This is a genomic window from Litchfieldella rifensis, from assembly GCF_042646605.1.
Lineage (GTDB): Bacteria > Pseudomonadota > Gammaproteobacteria > Pseudomonadales > Halomonadaceae > Litchfieldella > Litchfieldella rifensis.
Map to the genome: position 1 here is coordinate 90,785 of NZ_JBHRUG010000031.1, position 18,506 is coordinate 109,290.

At 62.5% G+C, this 18,506-nt stretch carries 18 protein-coding genes; 12 read left to right on the top strand and 6 right to left on the bottom strand.

Translation table 11 applies throughout. From position 1 onward, the window contains the following. Positions 1 to 17: 17 nt before the first annotated feature. Positions 18 to 1,598 carry a ribonuclease J gene (locus tag ACFOEV_RS16140; RefSeq protein WP_386776322.1) on the bottom strand — a complete coding sequence of 527 codons (1,581 nt, stop codon included), beginning with the start codon at positions 1,596 to 1,598 and terminating at the stop codon, positions 18 to 20. A 226-nt stretch (positions 1,599 to 1,824) separates the two neighbouring features. On the opposite strand from ACFOEV_RS16140, the gene purU reads away from it, so the two are divergent. Continuing rightward, the gene (gene purU, locus ACFOEV_RS16145) at positions 1,825 to 2,679 is read left to right on the top strand and encodes a formyltetrahydrofolate deformylase (RefSeq protein ID WP_386775776.1); all 855 of its coding nucleotides are present in this window, start codon (positions 1,825 to 1,827) and stop codon (positions 2,677 to 2,679) included. A gap of 16 nt (positions 2,680 to 2,695) precedes the next feature. Next, positions 2,696 to 3,367, top strand: a complete 672-nt coding sequence (locus ACFOEV_RS16150) for an energy-coupling factor ABC transporter permease (protein WP_386775778.1) — start codon at positions 2,696 to 2,698, stop codon at positions 3,365 to 3,367. A 9-nt stretch (positions 3,368 to 3,376) separates the two neighbouring features. On the opposite strand, the gene dinB is transcribed toward ACFOEV_RS16150, so the two are convergent. Beyond that, the gene (gene dinB / locus ACFOEV_RS16155; RefSeq protein ID WP_386775780.1) at positions 3,377 to 4,438 is read right to left on the bottom strand and encodes a DNA polymerase IV; all 1,062 of its coding nucleotides are present in this window, start codon (positions 4,436 to 4,438) and stop codon (positions 3,377 to 3,379) included. Positions 4,439 to 4,458: 20 nt separating this feature from the next. Next, positions 4,459 to 5,115 (bottom strand): transcriptional repressor LexA, encoded by a 657-nt coding sequence (gene lexA / locus ACFOEV_RS16160; RefSeq protein WP_386775782.1) that lies wholly within the window; start codon positions 5,113 to 5,115, stop codon positions 4,459 to 4,461. A gap of 179 nt (positions 5,116 to 5,294) precedes the next feature. On the opposite strand from lexA, the gene ACFOEV_RS16165 reads away from it, so the two are divergent. Genes ACFOEV_RS16165 through ACFOEV_RS16185 form a run of 5 tightly spaced genes read left to right on the top strand, consistent with a single transcriptional unit; the run spans position 5,295 to position 8,942 of the window. Beyond that, positions 5,295 to 5,963, top strand: coding sequence for a TetR/AcrR family transcriptional regulator (locus tag ACFOEV_RS16165; RefSeq protein ID WP_386775784.1), 669 nt, complete (start codon positions 5,295 to 5,297; stop codon positions 5,961 to 5,963). Between the two features lie 4 nt (positions 5,964 to 5,967). Then, entirely contained in the window at positions 5,968 to 6,486 is a 519-nt protein-coding gene (locus tag ACFOEV_RS16170) for a L,D-transpeptidase family protein (protein WP_386775786.1), read from the top strand. A 55-nt stretch (positions 6,487 to 6,541) separates the two neighbouring features. Further along, positions 6,542 to 7,567 (top strand): beta-N-acetylhexosaminidase, encoded by a 1,026-nt coding sequence (gene nagZ, locus ACFOEV_RS16175; protein WP_386775788.1) that lies wholly within the window; start codon positions 6,542 to 6,544, stop codon positions 7,565 to 7,567. 22 nt (positions 7,568 to 7,589) lie between these two features. Further along, the gene (locus ACFOEV_RS16180) at positions 7,590 to 8,168 is read left to right on the top strand and encodes a hypoxanthine-guanine phosphoribosyltransferase (RefSeq protein WP_386775790.1); all 579 of its coding nucleotides are present in this window, start codon (positions 7,590 to 7,592) and stop codon (positions 8,166 to 8,168) included. Positions 8,169 to 8,213: 45 nt separating this feature from the next. Beyond that, positions 8,214 to 8,942 (top strand): S-methyl-5'-thioinosine phosphorylase, encoded by a 729-nt coding sequence (locus ACFOEV_RS16185; RefSeq protein ID WP_386775792.1) that lies wholly within the window; start codon positions 8,214 to 8,216, stop codon positions 8,940 to 8,942. A 202-nt stretch (positions 8,943 to 9,144) separates the two neighbouring features. Here the strand turns inward: ACFOEV_RS16185 and ACFOEV_RS16190 are convergent, their stop codons facing one another. Together ACFOEV_RS16190 and ACFOEV_RS16195 are read right to left on the bottom strand one after the other, a co-directional pair. Continuing rightward, entirely contained in the window at positions 9,145 to 10,860 is a 1,716-nt protein-coding gene (locus ACFOEV_RS16190; RefSeq protein ID WP_386775794.1) for an AMP-binding protein, read from the bottom strand. A 72-nt stretch (positions 10,861 to 10,932) separates the two neighbouring features. Further along, positions 10,933 to 11,382: a MerR family transcriptional regulator gene (locus ACFOEV_RS16195; protein WP_386775796.1), complete on the bottom strand. Its 450-nt coding sequence runs from the start codon at positions 11,380 to 11,382 to the stop codon at positions 10,933 to 10,935. A 248-nt stretch (positions 11,383 to 11,630) separates the two neighbouring features. Here ACFOEV_RS16195 and ACFOEV_RS16200 point away from each other — a divergent pair, with 248 nt between their 5' ends. The 5 genes from ACFOEV_RS16200 to ACFOEV_RS16220 all read left to right on the top strand — a co-directional run bounded on the left by ACFOEV_RS16200 (position 11,631) and on the right by ACFOEV_RS16220 (position 17,468). Continuing rightward, on the top strand, positions 11,631 to 12,797 hold the full coding sequence (locus tag ACFOEV_RS16200) for an acyl-CoA dehydrogenase family protein (protein WP_386775798.1): 1,167 nt from the start codon (positions 11,631 to 11,633) through the stop codon (positions 12,795 to 12,797). Positions 12,798 to 12,845: 48 nt separating this feature from the next. Next, positions 12,846 to 13,964, top strand: coding sequence for an enoyl-CoA hydratase/isomerase family protein (locus ACFOEV_RS16205; RefSeq protein ID WP_386775800.1), 1,119 nt, complete (start codon positions 12,846 to 12,848; stop codon positions 13,962 to 13,964). 48 nt (positions 13,965 to 14,012) lie between these two features. Then, complete coding sequence (mmsB, locus tag ACFOEV_RS16210) at positions 14,013 to 14,912, top strand: 3-hydroxyisobutyrate dehydrogenase (protein ID WP_386775802.1); 900 nt, start codon at positions 14,013 to 14,015, stop codon at positions 14,910 to 14,912. Between the two features lie 136 nt (positions 14,913 to 15,048). After that, positions 15,049 to 16,233, top strand: a complete 1,185-nt coding sequence (locus ACFOEV_RS16215; protein WP_386775804.1) for an acyl-CoA dehydrogenase — start codon at positions 15,049 to 15,051, stop codon at positions 16,231 to 16,233. 5 nt (positions 16,234 to 16,238) lie between these two features. Further along, positions 16,239 to 17,468 carry a CaiB/BaiF CoA transferase family protein gene (locus ACFOEV_RS16220; RefSeq protein WP_386775806.1) on the top strand — a complete coding sequence of 410 codons (1,230 nt, stop codon included), beginning with the start codon at positions 16,239 to 16,241 and terminating at the stop codon, positions 17,466 to 17,468. Here the strand turns inward: ACFOEV_RS16220 and ppsR are convergent. Continuing rightward, positions 17,465 to 18,298 (bottom strand): posphoenolpyruvate synthetase regulatory kinase/phosphorylase PpsR, encoded by an 834-nt coding sequence (gene ppsR, locus ACFOEV_RS16225; RefSeq protein ID WP_386775808.1) that lies wholly within the window; start codon positions 18,296 to 18,298, stop codon positions 17,465 to 17,467. The genes ACFOEV_RS16220 and ppsR overlap by 4 nt on opposite strands. Positions 18,299 to 18,506: the final 208 nt, after the last annotated feature.

The window sequence follows — 18,506 nt, forward strand, 5'->3', positions numbered from 1 at the left end:
CCGTGGCCGGATTGTCATCAAGGAGGTTCGGCTGCCAGAAGGTGCAGGTGTACCGCTGGCATATGCCGTAGGCGCTGCGTCAGGTACTGCATCAGCGGAGGATGCAGTTGGTGGCGTAGCTCGATAAGGCTTTCCGCCGACAGGTTGGCCAATCGTTCATCGAGCCAATCGGAGAAGGCGTCTTCATCCAAGGTGGTGGAGGCGCTGGAATCGAGCAATAGGCGCCCGATACGTGTCCATCCCCGCTCGAGAGGAGCCACTGGCAGGGCGAGAAAGATGTTGCCATGCCGCTCGTTACGGTGGTCATTGGCGTTGGCAAGAGCGGGTAAGGGGGCCACGGCATCCTGGCTGACAATGCAGGGGGGTTGAGGATGGCGGACTTCGCACGTTAGGCCCTCATGGTCGAAACGGATCATGTCGCCATTGACCGGTATCAGGGGCGCATGAATGCCGCGGCTTTCGGCCAGTGCGCAGTGGGCCTGCTGGTGGCGATATTCACCATGTACCGGCAATAGATGACGTGGTTTGACCCACTCATAGAAGGTATGGAGTTCGTCTTGTGCCGGATGCCCCGAAGCATGAAGCTCGGGATGTCGCTGCTCATCGTAGAGCGTGACGCCCAGACGCTTGAGGCTGTGCTGCAGGCGCCTGATCAAATGCTCGTTACCGGGAATGGCCTTGGCAGAAAATATCACCGTGTCATCCGCCATTAGTTCAAAATGAGGGTGACTGCCTTGTGCGAGCCGTGACAGGGCGGCCCGGGGTTCACCCTGGCTTCCGGTAGCGATCACCAGCACCTCTTGTGGGGGGAGGTAGCCCAGGTCGCGGACAGGTACCAGTGGCGGGAGGTCATCCAGATAACCCAGGCCACGGGCGATACCCACCATGCGTTCCATGGATCTCCCCATCAGGCTGACGCGCCGGCCACATTGCGTTGCGGCCCGCGCCGCAGCCAATACCCGCGCCAGGTTGCTGGCGAAGCAGGTCACGATGACGCGGCCTGGGCACGCGGCCAAAGTGCGTTCCAGCGCCCGTGCCACCTCGCCTTCGCTGCGTGAGTGACCTGAAGATGGGGCATTGGTGGAATCGCCGACGAGCAGGTCGACGGGGGCCAGGGCACGAAAGGTTTCCTCATCGATCGGGGGGCCGATCAGTGGCTCCGGATCCAGTTTCCAGTCACCGGTATGCAGCACCCGGTGATGGGGAGTGGCGATAAGCAGAGCGCAGCTCTCGGGTATCGAGTGTGTCAGCGGCAGGAAGCGCAAGGTGAAGGGAGCGCATTCCAGCGCTTCGCCGGGCTCGATGATCTGGATGGCGTCGGTGGCCAGACCGCGGTCATGGAATTTGGCGCGCAGCAGACCGGCGGCCAGTGGCGTGGCATGAATGGGACAACCCCAGTGGGGCCACAGCCAAGCCGCGGCTCCGATATGGTCTTCATGGCCATGGGTAATGATCAAGGCGCGCGGGACAATTCCCAAAGGGCCGAGACTCGACAGGTTAGGCACCTGTAGGGGGCTGTCGGGTAGGTCCTGACGAATCATCATGCCGCAATCGACGGCGATCCAGTGCCCATCGTAGCCATACAGATTGAGGTTCATGCCGATCTCTCCGCAGCCGCCCAGCGGCAGGAAATGCAAGGGAGGGTGGCGGCGGGGACGAATCTGTACGCGGGGTTGCAACATGGTCGGCACGGGCCTGTGAACGAGGGTGTCATCATACGGGAAGGGGGGGAGGGGGCACAACGCATGTCCCTGACGCGCATGTCCCGACACTGCCGAATTCGCTACACTAATGGCCCCTCTCCATTCCTTCAGCGGTTATGCGATGTCACATTATTATCGTCTAGTGGTGTCCTGTCCTGATCGTGTGGGTATCGTGGCGCGTGTCTCTGGTTTCATCGCCAGTCAAGGCGGCTCGATCACCGAAGCGAACCAGCACTCCGACCTGGCTACCGGCCGCTTTTTCATGCGCTATGAGATCCTGGCCGACTCCGTGGCGCTGGATGCCGAAGCGCTACGGCGTGCCTTCGCGCCGATTGCCGCAGAGTTCAGCATGGACTGGGCACTGACCGATACTGCCAGGCGTCCACGGGTGGTACTGATGGTTTCCAAGGCCAGCCATTGTCTGGTGGATCTGTTGTACCGCTGGACGGCTAGAGAACTCGATTGCGATATCCCCTGCGTGATTTCCAATCACGACGATATGCGAGCATTGGTCGAATGGCATGGCATTCCCTATCACCATGTTCCCGTGGAGGCCGATGACAAGTCGGCAGCATTCGCCAAGGTGGAGAGTCTGATCGAGTCAGCCGAAGCCGATACCATCGTGCTGGCTCGCTACATGCAAATCCTGCCGCCCGGACTCTGCGAGCGCCATGCTGGGCGAGTGATCAACATCCATCACAGTTTCCTGCCGTCCTTCGCCGGTGCCAAACCCTACCATCAGGCCTATGAGCGTGGCGTCAAGCTGATCGGAGCCACCTGTCACTATGTCACTCAGGAGCTCGATGCGGGACCGATCATCGAGCAGGATATTCACCGTGTCAGCCATTGCCATACTGCCGATGACCTGGTGCGTTTCGGGCGTGACGTGGAGAAGTCGGTGCTGGCACGCGGCCTACGCTGGCATCTGCAGGACCGCGTCCTGATTCACGGTAATAAGACCGTGGTCTTCGCCTAAGCTCGAGTTGTCCGTCATGACCTTCTCCGAGGTGGTGCTGGCGCCCTGGATGTTGGGGGTATGCGCCTTGTTGAGTCTGGTGACCTTGGGGCTGGCAATGAGCCGGCGGCCATGGCGGCTTCTGGCCGCGAACCATGCCCTGCAGCATCGTCTGATGGCCGCCGGGGTGGCGGTCATGCTGTTGTGGCAACTCCGGGCTCAGGCGGTGGACTGGTTGAGTCTGCATCTGATGTTCACGGCGCTGCTCACGTTGGTGTTCAAGGCACCGTTGGCACTATCGATCAACCTGACGGTGAACCTGGCCATGGTAGCGATCGGCAGGGTGGCGTGGCCGATGCTGGGGGTCAATCTGCTGATCAGCGGCGTGGTGCCGGCCATGGTCATGGTCGTGGTCTGGCGTCTGGTGGATCGGTATCTGCCCGACAATTTGCCGGTCTTCCTGTTCGTGTGCGGGTTCTTCGGTAGTGCGATGGCCACGCTGGCTAGCGGTCTGACGATGGTCGTCATCGTGTGGCTGGCGGCCGTCGATGCTCAGGTGCTGTTCATGATCCGCGAGTATGCGCTCTTCCTGCCGCTGCTGATGCCGTCCGAGGCCTTTATCACCGGCATGTTGTTGAGCTTGCTGCTGGTGTATTACCCGCACTGGGTCGCGACCTTCAATCGCCACCGCTATATCGACACCAAATGACAGCTTCCTTTACTGCGATGACAGCGGCAACGTCAATTGACGCCGTGCATCGCGAGACACCAGGCGAACGCCTACGCCGAGCAGGCGCACTGGCCGTCTGGCGCGTTGCCAGGCCTGGGCGAGCAGCAATACAAAGCTTTCGCGACTGGTGGCGTGTCCGCTGGTCTCCAGCGTGGTCAGGCTGAAATCGTCGAAACGGACCTTGACGAACAGTTTGTCCAGGGACGGATGACCATGCTGTTGCAGGCGTGTCTCGAGGCGCTCGACGAGCGGTGTCAGTGCGTCCTTGCAGGCCTCGAGATCGGGCAGGTCACGCTCGAAGGTGGTCTCGACACTCACCGACTTGCGCTCATGCTCGACCTTGACCTCGCGGTCGTCGATGCCGTGCGAGAGTTCGTGGAGCCGCTGGCCGAACTTGCCGAAGCGGGTGATCAGCGACTCGAGGGACCAGGCACGCAGGTCTTCGCAGGTCGTGATGCCCATGGCATCGAGCTTGGCGGCGGTGGAGGGGCCCACTCCATGCAGACGCTTCACCGGCAACCGGCGCACGAAGTCATCGACCTGATCGGGAGCGATCACGAACAGTCCATCGGGTTTGTTCCAGTCGCTGGCGATCTTGGCGAGAAACTTGGAGGGGGCCGCACCCACGGAGATGGTGATGCCGGTGCGCCGTAGCGTCTCCTCCTTCAGCCAGCGTGCCATCCAGGTGGCGCTGCCTTGAAAGCGATCGACGTTGCTGACGTCGAGGAAGGCTTCATCCAGGGAGAGGGGCTCCACGAGGGGGGTGAGTTCGGCGAAGATGGCCTGGATTTGCCGGGATACCGCCCGATATCGGTCGAAGTCGCCCGGCAGCAGGACCAGCTCGGGACATAGACGCAGGGCGCGGGCGGTGGGCATCGCCGAGCGCACTCCGTAAGCGCGTGCCGGGTAGTTGCAGGTGGCGACGACGCCGCGTCGCTCGACGCTGCCACCGATGGCCAGCGGCACTTCGCGCAGTGCCGGGTTGTCACGCATCTCGACTGCGGCATAAAAGCAATCGCAGTCGGCATGCAGGATCTTCCTCGTGTTCATGGCGGACAGCGACAGTCGCGCTAGTTGAGGGCTTGGCCATTGCCACCGCGAATCACGCCCACACCGATCCCTTCGATTTCCAGTGCCTGATGGCGCAGGTCGATCTCGATCGGCGCGAACTCGGTATTCTCGGCGATCAGCCACACCCTGTGACCTTGGCGCTTGAAGCGCTTGACGGTGACGTCATCCTCCAGGCGCGCCACGACGATCTGGCCGTCACGCACGCGGTTGGTGCGATGCACGGCCAACAGGTCTCCTTCGAGGATGCCGATATCCTGCATCGACAGGCCGCGCACCCGTAGCAGGTAGTCGGCCCGCGGGGTGAAGAAGTCCGGCGAGAGAGGGCAATGGCGGTCGATATGCTCTGCGGCCAGGATCGGGCTTCCCGCCGCCACATCGCCAACGATAGGCAAGCCATTGGCGTTCGCGGTATCGGTCTCGTCGCCGCCGCTCTCGTTCTCCTGGCTGGCCAGGCGAATACCGCGAGAGGTGCCGGCAACCATGCGGATCACTCCCTTCTTGTTGAGGGCGCGCAGGTGTTCTTCGGCGGCATTGGGCGAACGGAATCCCAGCGCCCTGGCGATCTCGGCTCGGGTCGGGGGATAACCCAGCTCATGCATGGTCTTGACGATGAAGTCGTAGACGTTCTGCTGGCGTGGCGTGAGAGGGCGGGTCATGCGGCCTCCGCTTCGATGTTGGGATTTGTTCAAGTATACAGCATGTGTTTACATCCAGTAATGGTCATTTGCACATACGCAGCTTCGTTTTAAACGGGGCGGATTGTGACAATCGGCAATGCAGCGTAAACTCTACAATGTTTAAAACAGATGTTTATAGATAAGCAAGAGGCTAGCCGATGGCCCAGACCGATACCGTGACGCGGATTCTCGATACCGCCGAAGTACTGTTTGCCGAGCGTGGCTTCGCCGAGACCTCACTGCGCAATATTACCAGCAAGGCCAAGGTCAACCTGGCGGCGGTGAACTATCATTTCGGCTCCAAGAAGTCGCTTATCCAGGCAGTGTTCGCGCGTTATCTGGATCCTTTCACCGAACGTTTTCACACCGCACTCGATGAGCTCGAGGCCAAATACGAAGGGGAGGTCATCCCCCTGGAAGAACTGCTCGAGACCATGGCGCGCTGCGTGCTGGAGGTGCCTGCCGAACGCAACAGCCTCAAGGTCTTCATGAAGCTCCTGGGGTTGGCCTACAGTCAAGCGCAGGGTCACCTGCGACGCTATATTCAGGAACACTACGGCAGTGTCTTCACCCGTTTCACCGGGTTGGTACGCCAGGCCACCCCGGATCTGCCCGATGCTGAACGCTTCTGGCGCCTGCACTTCATGCTGGGTACGGTGATCTTTACCTTGTCGGGGCTCGACGCCTTGCGTGATATCGCCGAGCAGGATTATGGCGAGCATGTCAGTGTGCGCGACCTGATTCGCCGTCTGCGGCCAGTGGTGGTGGCCGGGATGAATGCTCCGATACCGGCGTCGAGTGGCGATATGCTGCCGGCAGCGGGGTGAGACGATGCACACGCCGAGGCTTGCCGAATTGCCGCCGCGCGATGCCCCATGGGTGGAGATCGACCTCAGTCGCCAATGTCTGGTCATGTGGCGGGGCGAGGAGAGGGTGGGGCAGCATGCCATATCCAGTGGCCGTGCGGGGGCGGGGCAACGCGAGGGCAGTGGTCAGACACCGCTTGGCTGGCACTACGTGCGGGCCGCGATCGGCGACGGCCTGCCGCGTGGCACGGTGTTCCGCGGACGGCGACCCACCGGCGAGATCTTCGATGAGACGCTGGCAGCGGCCCATCCCGAGCGAGACTGGATCCTGACCCGTATCCTGTGGCTGTGCGGTCTCGAGCGGGGCATCAACCGAGGCGGCGACCGTGACTCTCAACGACGCTATATTTACCTGCATGGCACCCCTCCCGGCGAGCCGATGGGAATGGCGGCTTCGCACGGCTGCATTCGGTTGCGTGACGATGCCTTGCTCGAGGTCTTTTCCCTGGCGGTGCCAGGCACGCCGGTATGGGTGCACGATTGAGTGCCGCTGTGCCGGGCGCTAGAATCTCCCTCCTTCAAAGCCAAGGAAGCAGACCATGACCCAACCTCTCGGCCCGGTGATGCTCGATCTGGAGGGGCCCAGCCTCAAGCGTGCGGAGCGTGAGTTGCTCCAGCACCCCGAGGTGGGTGGCGTAATCCTTTTCGCTCGCAACATCGAAAGTGCCGCTCAGGTGCAGGCACTGTGCGCGTCCTTGCGCCGCTTGCGTCCCGACCTGCTGTTGGCCATCGATCAGGAGGGCGGTCGGGTCCAGCGCCTGCGTGAGGGCGTGACGCGTCTGCCGGCCATGCGTCGCCTGGCCCAGGGCTATGACGATGACCCGCATGCTGCCGTGCAACGCTGCCAGGACGCCGGTTGGCTGCTGGGCATGGAAATGGCTGCCTGTGGCCTGGACCTGACCTTCGCCCCGGTACTGGATGTCGACGGCGGTGCGTCGACGGTGATTGGCGATCGCAGTTTCTCCGCGGACCCCCGGGCCGTGGCGGTGTTGGGGGGCGCGTTCATCGCGGGCCTGCACGAGGCCGGCATGGTGGCGGTGGGCAAGCATTTTCCGGGCCATGGCGGGGTGGCCGCCGACTCACACCTGGAACTCCCGGTCGATCCACGGCCCCTCGATGACCTGCGTCACCATGACCTGGTGCCCTTCACCGAGTTGGCCTCGCGCCTGGATGGCGTGATGCCGGCGCATGTGGTGTATTCGGCCTTCGATGACCGGCCGGCCGGTTTTTCTCCCAGTTGGCTGGGTTTTCTACGTGAGGACCTGGGATTCAAGGGAGCGATCTTTTCCGACGACTTGTCCATGGCCGGCGCCGCGCTGGCGGGGGACCCCGCCAGCCGTGCCCTGGCGGCATTGAACGCCGGCTGCGACATGGTGCTGGTATGCAATGATCGCGACGCAGCATTGGCCGCCGTGATCGCTTGCCAAGGACGCGCCAGCAAGCGCCACGCCAAGCTGCGCTATGGGCGCGCTCGCCCCCAGCTCGATGCCTTGGCGGCGCTGTCACGCTGGCGCCGCGTGCATGCCCATATGGAAGCGCTGGCTGGCCACCCTTCCTCCACCTGATCTGCTGTTGATGATGGATTCCATGCCTAAACTCGATCCCCAGTTCCATGAATCGCTGACCACGATGCGTGGTGTCATGGAGCACGCCGACTGCTTGATTTCCCAGACCGAGGTCGAGCGTGCGCTCGATCGCATGGCCGAGGAAATTACCGCCCATCTGGGTGACAAGTTGCCAGTGTTCTATTGCGTGATGAATGGTGGCCTGATTACCACCGGCCACCTCTTGACGCGACTGGGTTTCCCTCTCGAGGTCGACTATCTTCACGCCACCCGTTATCGCGGCGGCTTGCGTGGCGGTCAACTGTTCTGGCGGGTGTCGCCGGAGATTCCCATGGCCGGGCGTCATGTGGTGATCGTCGATGACATCCTCGACGAGGGGACGACGCTCGCCGCCATTCTCGACTATTGTCGCGAGGCCGGGGCAGCGAGCATTTCCACTGCGGTACTGGTCGACAAGCGCCATGATCGCAAGGCCGTGCCGGGGCTCAAGGCCGACTACTGCAGCCTGGAGGTCGCCGACCGTTACGTGTTCGGGTTCGGCATGGACTACAAGGGCTACTGGCGTAATGCGCCGGGTATCTTCGCCCCCAAGGGGTTGTAGGGTACCGAACGCAAGCTATTCGTGGTGCAAACAGGGAGCTTCAGTATGCTGGCGATTATCGGCGGTACCGGCTTGGCCGAAATGGAGGGCCTGGAGATCATTCGGCGACATGGTGCCGAGACACCGCTGGGGGCGGCATCGTGTGGGGTCATCGAGGGGGTATTGAATGGCCATGAGGTGCTGTTTCTGCCGCGCCACGGTCAGCCGCACAAGCTGCCGCCGCACCGGGTCAATTACCGGGCCAACCTATGGGCGCTCAAGCAGGCCGGCGCATCGCGCATCGTCGGTATCAATGCCGTGGGCGGGATCGATCCCGAACTGGTGCCTGGCGCGTTGGTGGTGCCGGATCAGGTGATCGATTACACCATCGGTCGTGAATCGACGTACTTCGATGGTCGCTTCAAGCCACTGGCGCATATCGACTTTTCCTGGCCCTATGACGCTGAGTCGCGCCAGACGCTGTTGATGGCCGCGCAACAGGCCGGTGAAGCGATGGTGGATGGGGGCGTCTATGGCTGTACCCAAGGCCCTCGCTTGGAAACCGCCGCCGAGATCGCCCGCATGGCTCGCGACGGCTGTTCCCTGGTGGGCATGACCGGAATGCCGGAGGCCGTGTTGGCCAGGGAGTTGGAGATTCCCTATGCCTGCCTGGCGCTGGTGGTCAATCCCGCCGCCGGCGTGGTCGATACCGAGATCACCATGGCCGAGATCGAAGCCGTCCTGGAGAGCGGCCTCGAACGGGTCAAGAAGGTGATACGGGCGCTGCTCGGCTAGTTATTATGGGCTACGGGCTACGGGCTACGGGCTACGGGCTACGGGCCGCGAGCATGCTAGCCATAAAGGCAACCAGCCATCACAATCCCTGCTCGAAGCTCGAAGCTCGAAGCTCGAAGCTCGAAGCTCGAAGCTCGAAGCTCGAAGCTCGAAGCTCGAAGCTCGAAGCTCGAAGCTCGAAGCTCGAAGCTCGAAGCTGCCGTCAAAGCCCTAACTCGTGGGTGGCTTCCTCACGCATCTTGAATTTCTGGACCTTGCCGGTGACGGTCATCGGAAAGGCGTCGACGAACTTCACGTAGCGCGGGATCTTGTAATGGGCGATCTTGCCCTTGCAGAATTCCTTCAGTTCCTCGGCGTCGAGGGTTTCGCCGTCGCTGAGCTTGACCCACGCCATGATTTCCTCGCCATATTTCTCGTCGGGTACGCCGATCACCTGGACATCGGAGATCGCCGGGTGGGTGTAGAGGAAGTCCTCGATCTCGCGCGGGTAGATGTTCTCGCCGCCGCGGATGATCATGTCCTTGATGCGCCCCACAATGGCCACATAGCCGTCGTCGTCCATGGTCGCGAGATCCCCGGTGTGCATCCAGCCGGCGGCATCGATGGACGTGGCAGTGGCCTCCTGGTTTTCCCAGTAGCCGAGCATCACGCTGTAACCACGGGTGCACAGCTCGCCTTTCTCGCCGCGTGGGACCACGGCGCCGGTAGACGGGTCGACCAGCTTGACTTCCAGGTGGGGGTGGATGGTGCCCACCGTGGTTACACGCTTGTCGAGCGGCGCGTCCATCTGGGTCTGGAAGCTCACCGGGCTGGTTTCGGTCATGCCATAGCAGATGGTCACGCCATCCATGTGCATCTTGTCGATGACCTGGCGCATCACCTCGATGGGGCAGATGGAGCCGGCCATGACGCCGGTGCGCAGCGTGGAGAGGTCGAACTCCTGGAAGCGCGGGTGTTCGAGTTCGGCGATGAACATGGTCGGTACGCCATACAGGGCTGTCGCCTTCTCGTCGGCAACGGCCTGCAGGGTCGCCTCCGGGTCGAAACCGTCGCCGGGATAGATCATGGCCGCGCCATGCGTCATGCAGCCCAGGTTGCCCATCACCATGCCGAAGCAGTGATACAGCGGTACCGGGATCACCAGCCGGTCCTGCTCGGAGAATCCCATGGTACGGGCGACGAAGAAACCGTTGTTGAGGATGTTGTGATGCGACAGGGTGGCGCCCTTGGGCGCCCCGGTGGTGCCGGAGGTGTACTGGATGTTGATCGGCTCGTCGAACTGCAGGCTGGCCTGCAGTTCGGCCAGGCGCGCGGCCTCGACTTCGTCGGCGCGCTCGAGCAGTGCCTGCCAGGTCAGCATGCCGGGCAGGGCGCGAGCGGCATCCAGGCAGATCACCCGCTCGAGAGAAGGCAGGCGTGAGCAGGAGAGCCCATGCGCACGCTGCTGGGTGAGTTCGGGGACCAGTTCCGCCACCATCGCCACGTAGTCGGAGGCCTTGAAGGCGCCTTGCAGGATCAGTGTCGAGGTGCCGGACTGCTTGAGTGCATATTCCAGCTCGTGGGTGCGGTAACTGGGGTTGATGTTGACCAGGATGGCACCGATCTTGGCGGTGGCGAACTGGGTGATGGCCCATTCGGCACAATTGGGCGACCAGATGCCGACCCGGTCGCCTTTCTTCACTCCCACCGCCAGCAGGGCCCGGGCAGCCTCGTTGACAGCCGTCTGCAGTTCACGCCAGCGATAGCGCAGGTTCTGCTGCAGGCTGAGCAAGGCGTCGCGCTCGGGAAAGCGCTCGACCGTTTCGTCGAAGCATTCACCAATGGTCTGGCCCTTCAGCGGGGTATCGCTGATGCCGCTGACATAGCTGTTGCGAGGGGCGTGCGGAGAGCTGTCATAGGGTGAGTTCTGGCGTGGCATGGTGTTTCTCATCTTGTTGTCGGTCGATAGCGGATGGTGAGCGACACGCTGAGAGACATGGTCGGCCGTCCTTCAACGCGATGGTTGTCGGCGCAGGTTATCGAGCGCCTCCTGGCAGCGTATTTCCACATCATCGAGTTCACGTTGCATCAGGCGGATGTCCTCGAGCTGACGCTCCATGTTGGCGCGCTTCTCGGCGAGAATCTCCAGCAGGCGTTGCAACTGTCGGGCATTGCCGTCGGGCATGGCGTCGTAGAGTTCGATGACTTCACGAATTTCCGCCAGCGAGAACCCCAGTCGCTTGCCGCGCAGGGTGAGCTTGAGCCGGACGCGGTCCTTGTCGTGGTAGATTCGAGTCTGTCCGCGCCGTTCCGGTTCCAGCAGGCCTTCCTGCTCGTAGAAGCGGATGGTGCGCGGTGTGACTTCGAACAACTTGGCCAGTTCGCCGATCGAGTAGGTGCGACGTTGCCGTGCCGGTGATGGCGCATCGGTCAGCATGGCTTCCCGGGTGGGGTCGTTCATGGCGGAATTCCTTTACGAGGCCGGGACGAGAAAGGAATGATCTCCGATCCCAATCGTGCCTTCCAGCCTAGTTGTAGTTGACGTTTACGTAAAGTGCCTGTAGACCAAGGGCTGACTTGCCCCGAACCAAGCAAGTGCTAGGTTGGTGGCATCGAAACCAGTCCTTACGCAGGATGGCCCTGTTGGCCCCTGCCATGAACGATCGCTTGCGGGCGTGCCGTCCGCTCAAGGCGAGAGAGGAGACCGACATGGATTTTTCCCTATCAGACGATCAGCGAGCGCTGCAGCAGGCGGCAGCGGATTTCTCCCGTGCCGAACTCGTCGAGCACGCCGCGCGGTGGGATGCCGAGTCTCACTTTCCCGTGGATGTCATCAAGCGGGCCGGTGAAGCGGGCTTCCTGGGGATCTACATTCCCGAAGACCGTGGTGGGTTGGGGTTATCGCGTCTCGATGCCGCATTGATTTTCGAGCAGCTCGCACAAGGCTGCATTTCGACCACGGCGTATCTGACCATTCACAACATGGCAAGTTGGATGGTCGCCAACTGGGGGAGCGAGGCACTGCGCGAGACCTGGTTGGCACGGCTGATCAGCGGTGAGCTGTTGGCCTCCTACTGCCTGACCGAGCCGGGCTCGGGGTCGGACGCCGCCAACCTGCGGACCAAGGCGGTGCGAGAGGGTGACGAGTATGTGCTCAGCGGCTCGAAGATGTTCATCTCCGGCGCCGGAGCCACCGACATGCTGGTGGTGATGGCTCGCACCGGCGCGGCGGACAGCGGTGCGGCGGGGGTTTCGACGTTTCTGATTGCCGCCGACAGCCCCGGCATCGAATACGGCAAGAACGAGGACAAGATGGGCTGGAAGAGTCAGCCGACACGCCTGGTCAGCTTCGACGGCGTCCGGGTACCGGCCGGTAATCGCCTCGGCGAGGAAGGAGAGGGCTTCAAGATAGCCATGAAGGGCCTCGACGGGGGGCGGCTGAACATCGCCAGTTGCTCGCTGGGGGCGGCCCAGCAGGCACTGACGCTATCGCGCGACTATCTGCGCGAGCGTCGTCAATTCGGTCGGGAGCTGGCCAGCTTCCAGGCTTTGCAGTTCAAGATGGCCGACATGGCGACCGAGCTGACCGCGGCCCGCTGGATGGTACGCCAGGCCGCCTGGCGGCTGGACCAGGGCGACCCCGAGGCCACCGCTCATTGTGCCATGGCCAAGCGCATCGCCACGGACATGGGCTTTCAGGTCTGCAACGAGGCCCTGCAGCTACATGGCGGCTACGGTTATATCAAGGAGTATCCACTCGAGCGCCTGGTGCGCGATACACGGGTGCACCAGATTCTCGAGGGAACCAACGAGATCATGCGCGTGATCGTCGCACGCCGCCTGTTTACCGATGGCATGATCGAGTCACTGCAGTAACGAGTCACAGTAGTAATGGGTGCACCGCTATCACAAGGAGACCTGTGAATGTCAGGACTTGCCGTACGCTTCGATGAACTGCCGACCCGCGACGGTGGCTATATCGGGATAGCCACTCTCAATGCCCCGAAGACACTCAATGCCCTGTCGCTGGAAATGATCCAGCAACTCGACGTCAAACTGAAGAACTGGGCGGCGGATCGCAACGTGGTGGCCGTGTGGCTGGAAGGCGCCGGCGACAAGGCGTTCTGCGCCGGCGGCGACGTCGTCGCCTTGTATCGCGCCACGACCGATGATGCCAAGGAGGTCAACGCCTTCCCCGAGACGTACTTCGCCGCGGAATATCGCCTCGATTACCGGATCCATCGCTATCCCAAGCCGCTGCTGGTATGGGCTGACGGGATCGTCATGGGCGGTGGGCTGGGGCTGATGGCCGGCGGTGGACACCGCCTGGCGACCGAGACCAGCCGTATCGCCATGCCCGAGATCACTATCGGCTTGTATCCGGACATCGGCGCGAGCTGGTTTCTCAATCGCATGCCGCCGGGAGTCGGGGCTTATCTGGGGTTGACCGGCGCCCAGCTCAATGCCCGCGATGCCCTCGACCTGGGGCTAGCCGATCGCATCGTGCCACGTGACCGTCGCGAGGCGCTGCTGGGCGCACTGGAAGAAGCCGATTATGGATCGCGAAGCCTATGCGACCTTCACTCGGGAGTGCATGGCGTGCTGAACCGTTTCGAGAATCGCGAGATTGCCCCGGCCGCTCAGGTATGGCCGCGTCTCGATCATATTCAGTCGCTCACGGCCTGTGCCGATGCCGCCACGGCGACGCGGCGCATCCTGGCCGACCGCAGCGACGATGAGTGGCTCGTGGCCAATCGTGCGCGGCTCGAGGTGGGGTGTCCGCTGACGGCGCAACTGGTATGGCGAATGCTTGCGCGACACCGTCATGGCAGCCTGGCCGACGCCTTCCGCGACGAGCTGACGCTGTCGGTGCAGTGTTGCCGACGGGGCGATCTGGTCGAGGGGGTCAGGGCGTTGCTGATCGACAAGGACAAGAATCCGCGCTGGTCGCATGTCAGTGTCGCGGCGGTGCCGGAGGCCGATATCGAGGCCATGCTGGCGCCCTTGTGGTCTCCGGACGAGCATCCGCTGCACGACCTCTGAGTGTCATGCCTCATCCTTACCAACAATAACGCTACACAGGAGTCCGCTATGCAAATCGCCTTTATCGGTCTGGGCAATATGGGAGCCCCCATGGCCACCAACCTGATCAAGGCTGGCCACCAGGTCAGCGTCTTCGATCTGGTGGAAAGTGCCATGCAGGCACTCGAAGCCGAGGGCGCCCACCGCGCCAACAGCGCTGAACATGCCGCTTCCGGGGCCGAAGTGGTGATCTCGATGCTACCTGCCGGCCAGCATGTGCGGCAGTTGTACCTGGGAGACGACGACGCGCCGGGCTTACTCGATCGGCTTGAGGGCAAGCCACTGATCATCGATGCCTCGACCATCGCCCCGGATGATACCCGCCTGGTGGGCCTGCGGGCCGCCGAGCGGGGTCTGACCTACCTGGATGCGCCGGTGTCGGGAGGGGTCGGTGGTGCCAAGGCCGGTACCTTGACCTTCATCGTCGGTGGCTCGAGCGAGGGGTTTGCCGAGGCGAAGCCGGTGCTCGAAGGCATGGGCAAGAACGTCTTCCACGCCGGTGACATCGGTGCCGGTCAGGTCGCCAAGATCTGCAACAACATGCTGCTCGGTATCCTGATGAGCGGCACCGCCGAGGCACTGGCCCTGGGGGTCAGGAATGGCCTCGATCCGGCGGTGCTGTCCGAGATCATCAAGCAGAGCAGCGGCGGCAACTGGGCGCTCAACGTCTACAATCCCTGGCCGGGAGTGATGGAAAAGGCGCCGGCTTCCAACAACTACCAGGGCGGTTTTCTCACCGATCTGATGGCCAAGGATCTGGGCCTGGCCTGGGAGCTGGCCTTGAAGTCGAAGTCGACGGTACCGATGGGTTCCCAGGCGCGCAATCTCTATGCGCTGCATGCCGCGCAGGGCAATGGCGGCCTGGACTTCTCCAGCATCCAGAAGCTCTACCGAGGATTGGAGGAGTGAGCAGGGACATGCTGCCGTCGTAACGGGGAATTTCCGACCAAAGATGGGGAGGCAAGGCTAGCAATCGATGCGCAATTGATCTACATTTCGTAAAAATGTAGAAATTATTGTCTTGCTGACCCCTTGGAGTCCAACCATGAGCCAGATTACCCCCATCACCTGGGACGACCCCTTCCGGCTGATCGATCAGCTCGGTGAAGACGAACGCATGGTGCAACAGACTGCCCATGACTACTGCCAGGACAAGCTGCTGCCACGCGTGCTGGAAGCCAACCGCTACGAGCGCTTCGATCGCGAGATCATGAACGAGATGGGCGAGCTGGGCCTGCTCGGGGCAACCATCGACGGCTATGGCGGTGCCGGCCTCAACTATGTCAGCTACGGGCTGATCGCTCGTGAGGTCGAGCGTGTCGATTCCGGCTATCGCTCGGCCATGAGCGTGCAATCGAGCCTGGTGATGTACCCGATCCATGCCTTCGGCAGCGAAGCGCAGCGCGAGAAGTATCTGCCCAAGCTTGCCAGTGGCGAGTGGGTGGGGTGCTTCGGGCTGACCGAACCCGACCATGGTTCCGACCCCAACGGCATGAGCACCCGCGCGGTGAAGGTCGACGGCGGCTGGAAGCTCAACGGCACCAAGACCTGGATCACCAATTCGCCGATCGCCGACGTGTTCGTGATCTGGGCCAAGGACGACGAGGGCGTGCTGCGGGGATTCATCCTCGAGAAGGGCATGAAGGGCCTTACGGCACCCAAGATCGAAGGCAAGTTCAGCCTGCGAGCCTCGCTCACCGGCCAGATTGCCATGCAGGACGTGGAAGTCAGCGACGATCAGCGCCTGCCGGGCGTAGAGGGGCTCAAGGGGCCGTTCTCATGCCTCAACCGGGCGCGCTTCGGTATTGCCTGGGGCAGCATGGGGGCTGCCGAGGCGTGCTGGCATGCGGCACGGCAGTATACGCTGGACCGCAAGCAGTTCGGGCGTCCCTTGGCCGCCAACCAGTTGATCCAGAAGAAGCTTGCCGACATGCAGACCGAAATCGCCCTCGGCTTGCAGGCAGCGCTGCGGGTGGGACGCATGATCGACGACGGCCAATTGGTCCCGGAGGTGATCTCGCTGATCAAGCGCAACAACTGTGGCAAGGCGTTGGATATCGCTCGTGTGGCGCGCGACATGCACGGCGGTAATGGCATTGCCGATGAATACCATGTGATTCGCCATATGATGAACCTCGAGGCGGTCAACACCTACGAAGGGACGCACGATATCCATGCGCTGATCCTGGGTCGCGCCCAGACCGGGATCCAGGCCTTTTCGGCGGATTGAGTGCGATGCCAATGTCTAAGGAGATGGTCACGCCGGGCCCCCTGAAGGGACGGCTGGTGCTGGATATGTCGCGAGTGCTGGCTGGCCCCTGGGCTGGTCAGCTGCTGGCCGACCTGGGGGCGCGGGTGATCAAGATCGAGCGTCCCGAGCGCGGCGACGATACCCGTGGTTGGGGGCCGCCGTGGCTGGAAGATGTCGTCGGCGACCCGGTGGAGGCGGCCTATTACCTGTGTGCCAACCGAGGCAAGCAGTCGCTGGCCGTCGACATCACCCACCCCGATGGTCAGGTGTTGATTCGTGAATTGGCCGCTCGCGCCGATATCCTGCTGGAGAATTTCAAGGCCGATGGCTTGCGCAAGTACGGCCTGGATCGTGCCAGCCTGGCCGAACGCAATCCGCGCTTGATCTACTGTTCGATCACCGGCTTCGGTCAGGATGGCCCATATGCCCACCGCGCCGGCTACGACTTCATGATCCAGGCCATGGGCGGATTGATGAGCGTCACCGGCGATCCGGATGGCATGCCGATGAAGACCGGGGTGGCGATCACCGATGTGATGACCGGGCTCTATGCCACCATCGGCGTGCTCGCGGCGCTCGACGAGCGTGAACGCACCGGTCGCGGACGTCATGTGGACGTGGCGTTGCTGGACGTCCAGGTGGCCTGCCTGGCCAATCAGGCACTCAATGCCCTGGTCGCGGGGCGCGACCCGCAGCGGCACGGCAATGCCCATCCCAATATCGTGCCTTACCAGGCCTTCGCCTGTGCCGATGGCTACCTGGTGCTGACGGTGGGCAACGATGCCCAGTTCGCGCGGCTGGCCGCATTGCTTGGCCGCCCCGAATGGGCCAGTGATCCGGCCTATGCCACCAATGGAGCACGGGTGGCCAATCGTGAACGGTTGGTACCCTTGATCGCTGAGTGTCTGCTGTGCCGGGAGCGTGATACGTGGTTGAGCGCGTTTGAGGAGCAGGGGATCCCCGCGGGGCCGATCAATACCGTGAGTGAGGCCCTGAACGATCCACAGGTGCGCCATCGCGGCATGGTCGCCTCGCTCCAGCGAGACGATATCGCCATCCCTCAGGTGGCCAATCCCTTGCGCTTCGACGGCGACTCCCGGACCAGCCCAATGCCACCCCCGGCACTGGGGCAGGACAGCGATAGCGTGCTGCGCGAGATGGGATTGTCGGATGACGATATCGCCCGGCTACGGCGCGAAGGTATCGTCGGTTAACGAGGGGAGAAGCGGCGTTGTAACCCCGCCTCGGCGATCATCCGCGTGGAGATCTCCTCGATGGAGAAACGCGTGGTGTCGATATAAGGGATATGCATCTGGCGGTACAACGCCTCGGCCTGCTGGATTTCCTGCAGGCATTGGTCGAGCGAGCAATAGCGGCTGTTGGGGCGGCGTTCGTTGCGGATTGCCGACAGGCGCCGGGCATCGATGGTCAAGCCGAACAGCTTGTGGCGGTAGGGGGCCAGGGCGCGAGGCAGCTTGAGAGTGCCGTCATCGTCCAGATCGTCTTCGGTGAACGGGTAGTTGGCGGCACGGATGCCGAACTGCAGCGCCAGGTATAGCGAGGTCGGCGTCTTGCCGCAGCGCGATACCCCCACCAGGATGATATCCGCCTTGTCGTATTGATGGGTGCGCGCGCCGTCGTCGTTATCCAGCGCGAAGTGGACCGAGTCGATGCGGTTCATGTAGACGTCGTCACGACCGATCGAATGCGTGCGACCCACGGTATAGGTCGAGTGGGTCGCCAGCTCTTCTTCCAGGGGCGCCAGGAAGGTCGAGAAGATATCGATCTTGAACCCCGGTGCCCGGGTGATCACCTTGCGAATGGCCACATCGACGATGGTGTCGATGATGATCGGTTGTTCGCCATCGCGCGCCGCCGTGGCCGTGATGATCTCGACCAGCGCCTGGGCCTTGTCGGTGCTGTCGATGTAGGGCTTGGTGATCATGCGGATCTCGACTTTCTCGAACTGGGCCAGCAGGCTTCGGCCCAGGGTTTCGGCGGTGATGCCGGTGCCGTCGGAGATGAAGAAGGCGGTGCGGGTCATGGCGGGTCTCATCGGTAATCGTCATGCTGGAGTGTTGTGCCGATTGTCGGGGCTGTTCCCCTATCCGGCAAGCGCCCAGGTGAGTCGACTACAGGAATGCAGAGAATTCGCCGATTGTTGTAAAAATTCTCCACTGACTTCGCTGTTAGACCAATGGCGAATATGGTCCCCGCTTGGTAGGGTTACGAGCATCTGACGACGGCGCCCA

Excerpts from the sequence above, each read along its gene's own strand:
- ACFOEV_RS16180 (WP_386775790.1), top strand. The coding sequence starts at position 7,590 with ATGCCTAAACTCGATCCCCAGTTCCATGAATCGCTGACCACGATGCGT.
- mmsB (WP_386775802.1), top strand. The coding sequence starts at position 14,013 with ATGCAAATCGCCTTTATCGGTCTGGGCAATATGGGAGCCCCCATGGCC.
- ACFOEV_RS16165 (WP_386775784.1), top strand. The coding sequence starts at position 5,295 with ATGGCCCAGACCGATACCGTGACGCGGATTCTCGATACCGCCGAAGTA.
- dinB (WP_386775780.1), bottom strand. The coding sequence starts at position 4,438 with ATGAACACGAGGAAGATCCTGCATGCCGACTGCGATTGCTTTTATGCC.
- ACFOEV_RS16140 (WP_386776322.1), bottom strand. The coding sequence starts at position 1,598 with ATGAACCTCAATCTGTATGGCTACGATGGGCACTGGATCGCCGTCGAT.
- ppsR (WP_386775808.1), bottom strand. The coding sequence starts at position 18,298 with ATGACCCGCACCGCCTTCTTCATCTCCGACGGCACCGGCATCACCGCC.
- nagZ (WP_386775788.1), top strand. The coding sequence starts at position 6,542 with ATGACCCAACCTCTCGGCCCGGTGATGCTCGATCTGGAGGGGCCCAGC.
- ACFOEV_RS16170 (WP_386775786.1), top strand. The coding sequence starts at position 5,968 with ATGCACACGCCGAGGCTTGCCGAATTGCCGCCGCGCGATGCCCCATGG.
- purU (WP_386775776.1), top strand. The coding sequence starts at position 1,825 with ATGTCACATTATTATCGTCTAGTGGTGTCCTGTCCTGATCGTGTGGGT.
- ACFOEV_RS16190 (WP_386775794.1), bottom strand. The coding sequence starts at position 10,860 with ATGCCACGCCAGAACTCACCCTATGACAGCTCTCCGCACGCCCCTCGC.
- lexA (WP_386775782.1), bottom strand. The coding sequence starts at position 5,115 with ATGACCCGCCCTCTCACGCCACGCCAGCAGAACGTCTACGACTTCATC.
- ACFOEV_RS16215 (WP_386775804.1), top strand. The coding sequence starts at position 15,049 with ATGAGCCAGATTACCCCCATCACCTGGGACGACCCCTTCCGGCTGATC.
- ACFOEV_RS16150 (WP_386775778.1), top strand. The coding sequence starts at position 2,696 with ATGACCTTCTCCGAGGTGGTGCTGGCGCCCTGGATGTTGGGGGTATGC.
- ACFOEV_RS16185 (WP_386775792.1), top strand. The coding sequence starts at position 8,214 with ATGCTGGCGATTATCGGCGGTACCGGCTTGGCCGAAATGGAGGGCCTG.
- ACFOEV_RS16200 (WP_386775798.1), top strand. The coding sequence starts at position 11,631 with ATGGATTTTTCCCTATCAGACGATCAGCGAGCGCTGCAGCAGGCGGCA.
- ACFOEV_RS16205 (WP_386775800.1), top strand. The coding sequence starts at position 12,846 with ATGTCAGGACTTGCCGTACGCTTCGATGAACTGCCGACCCGCGACGGT.
- ACFOEV_RS16195 (WP_386775796.1), bottom strand. The coding sequence starts at position 11,382 with ATGAACGACCCCACCCGGGAAGCCATGCTGACCGATGCGCCATCACCG.
- ACFOEV_RS16220 (WP_386775806.1), top strand. The coding sequence starts at position 16,239 with ATGCCAATGTCTAAGGAGATGGTCACGCCGGGCCCCCTGAAGGGACGG.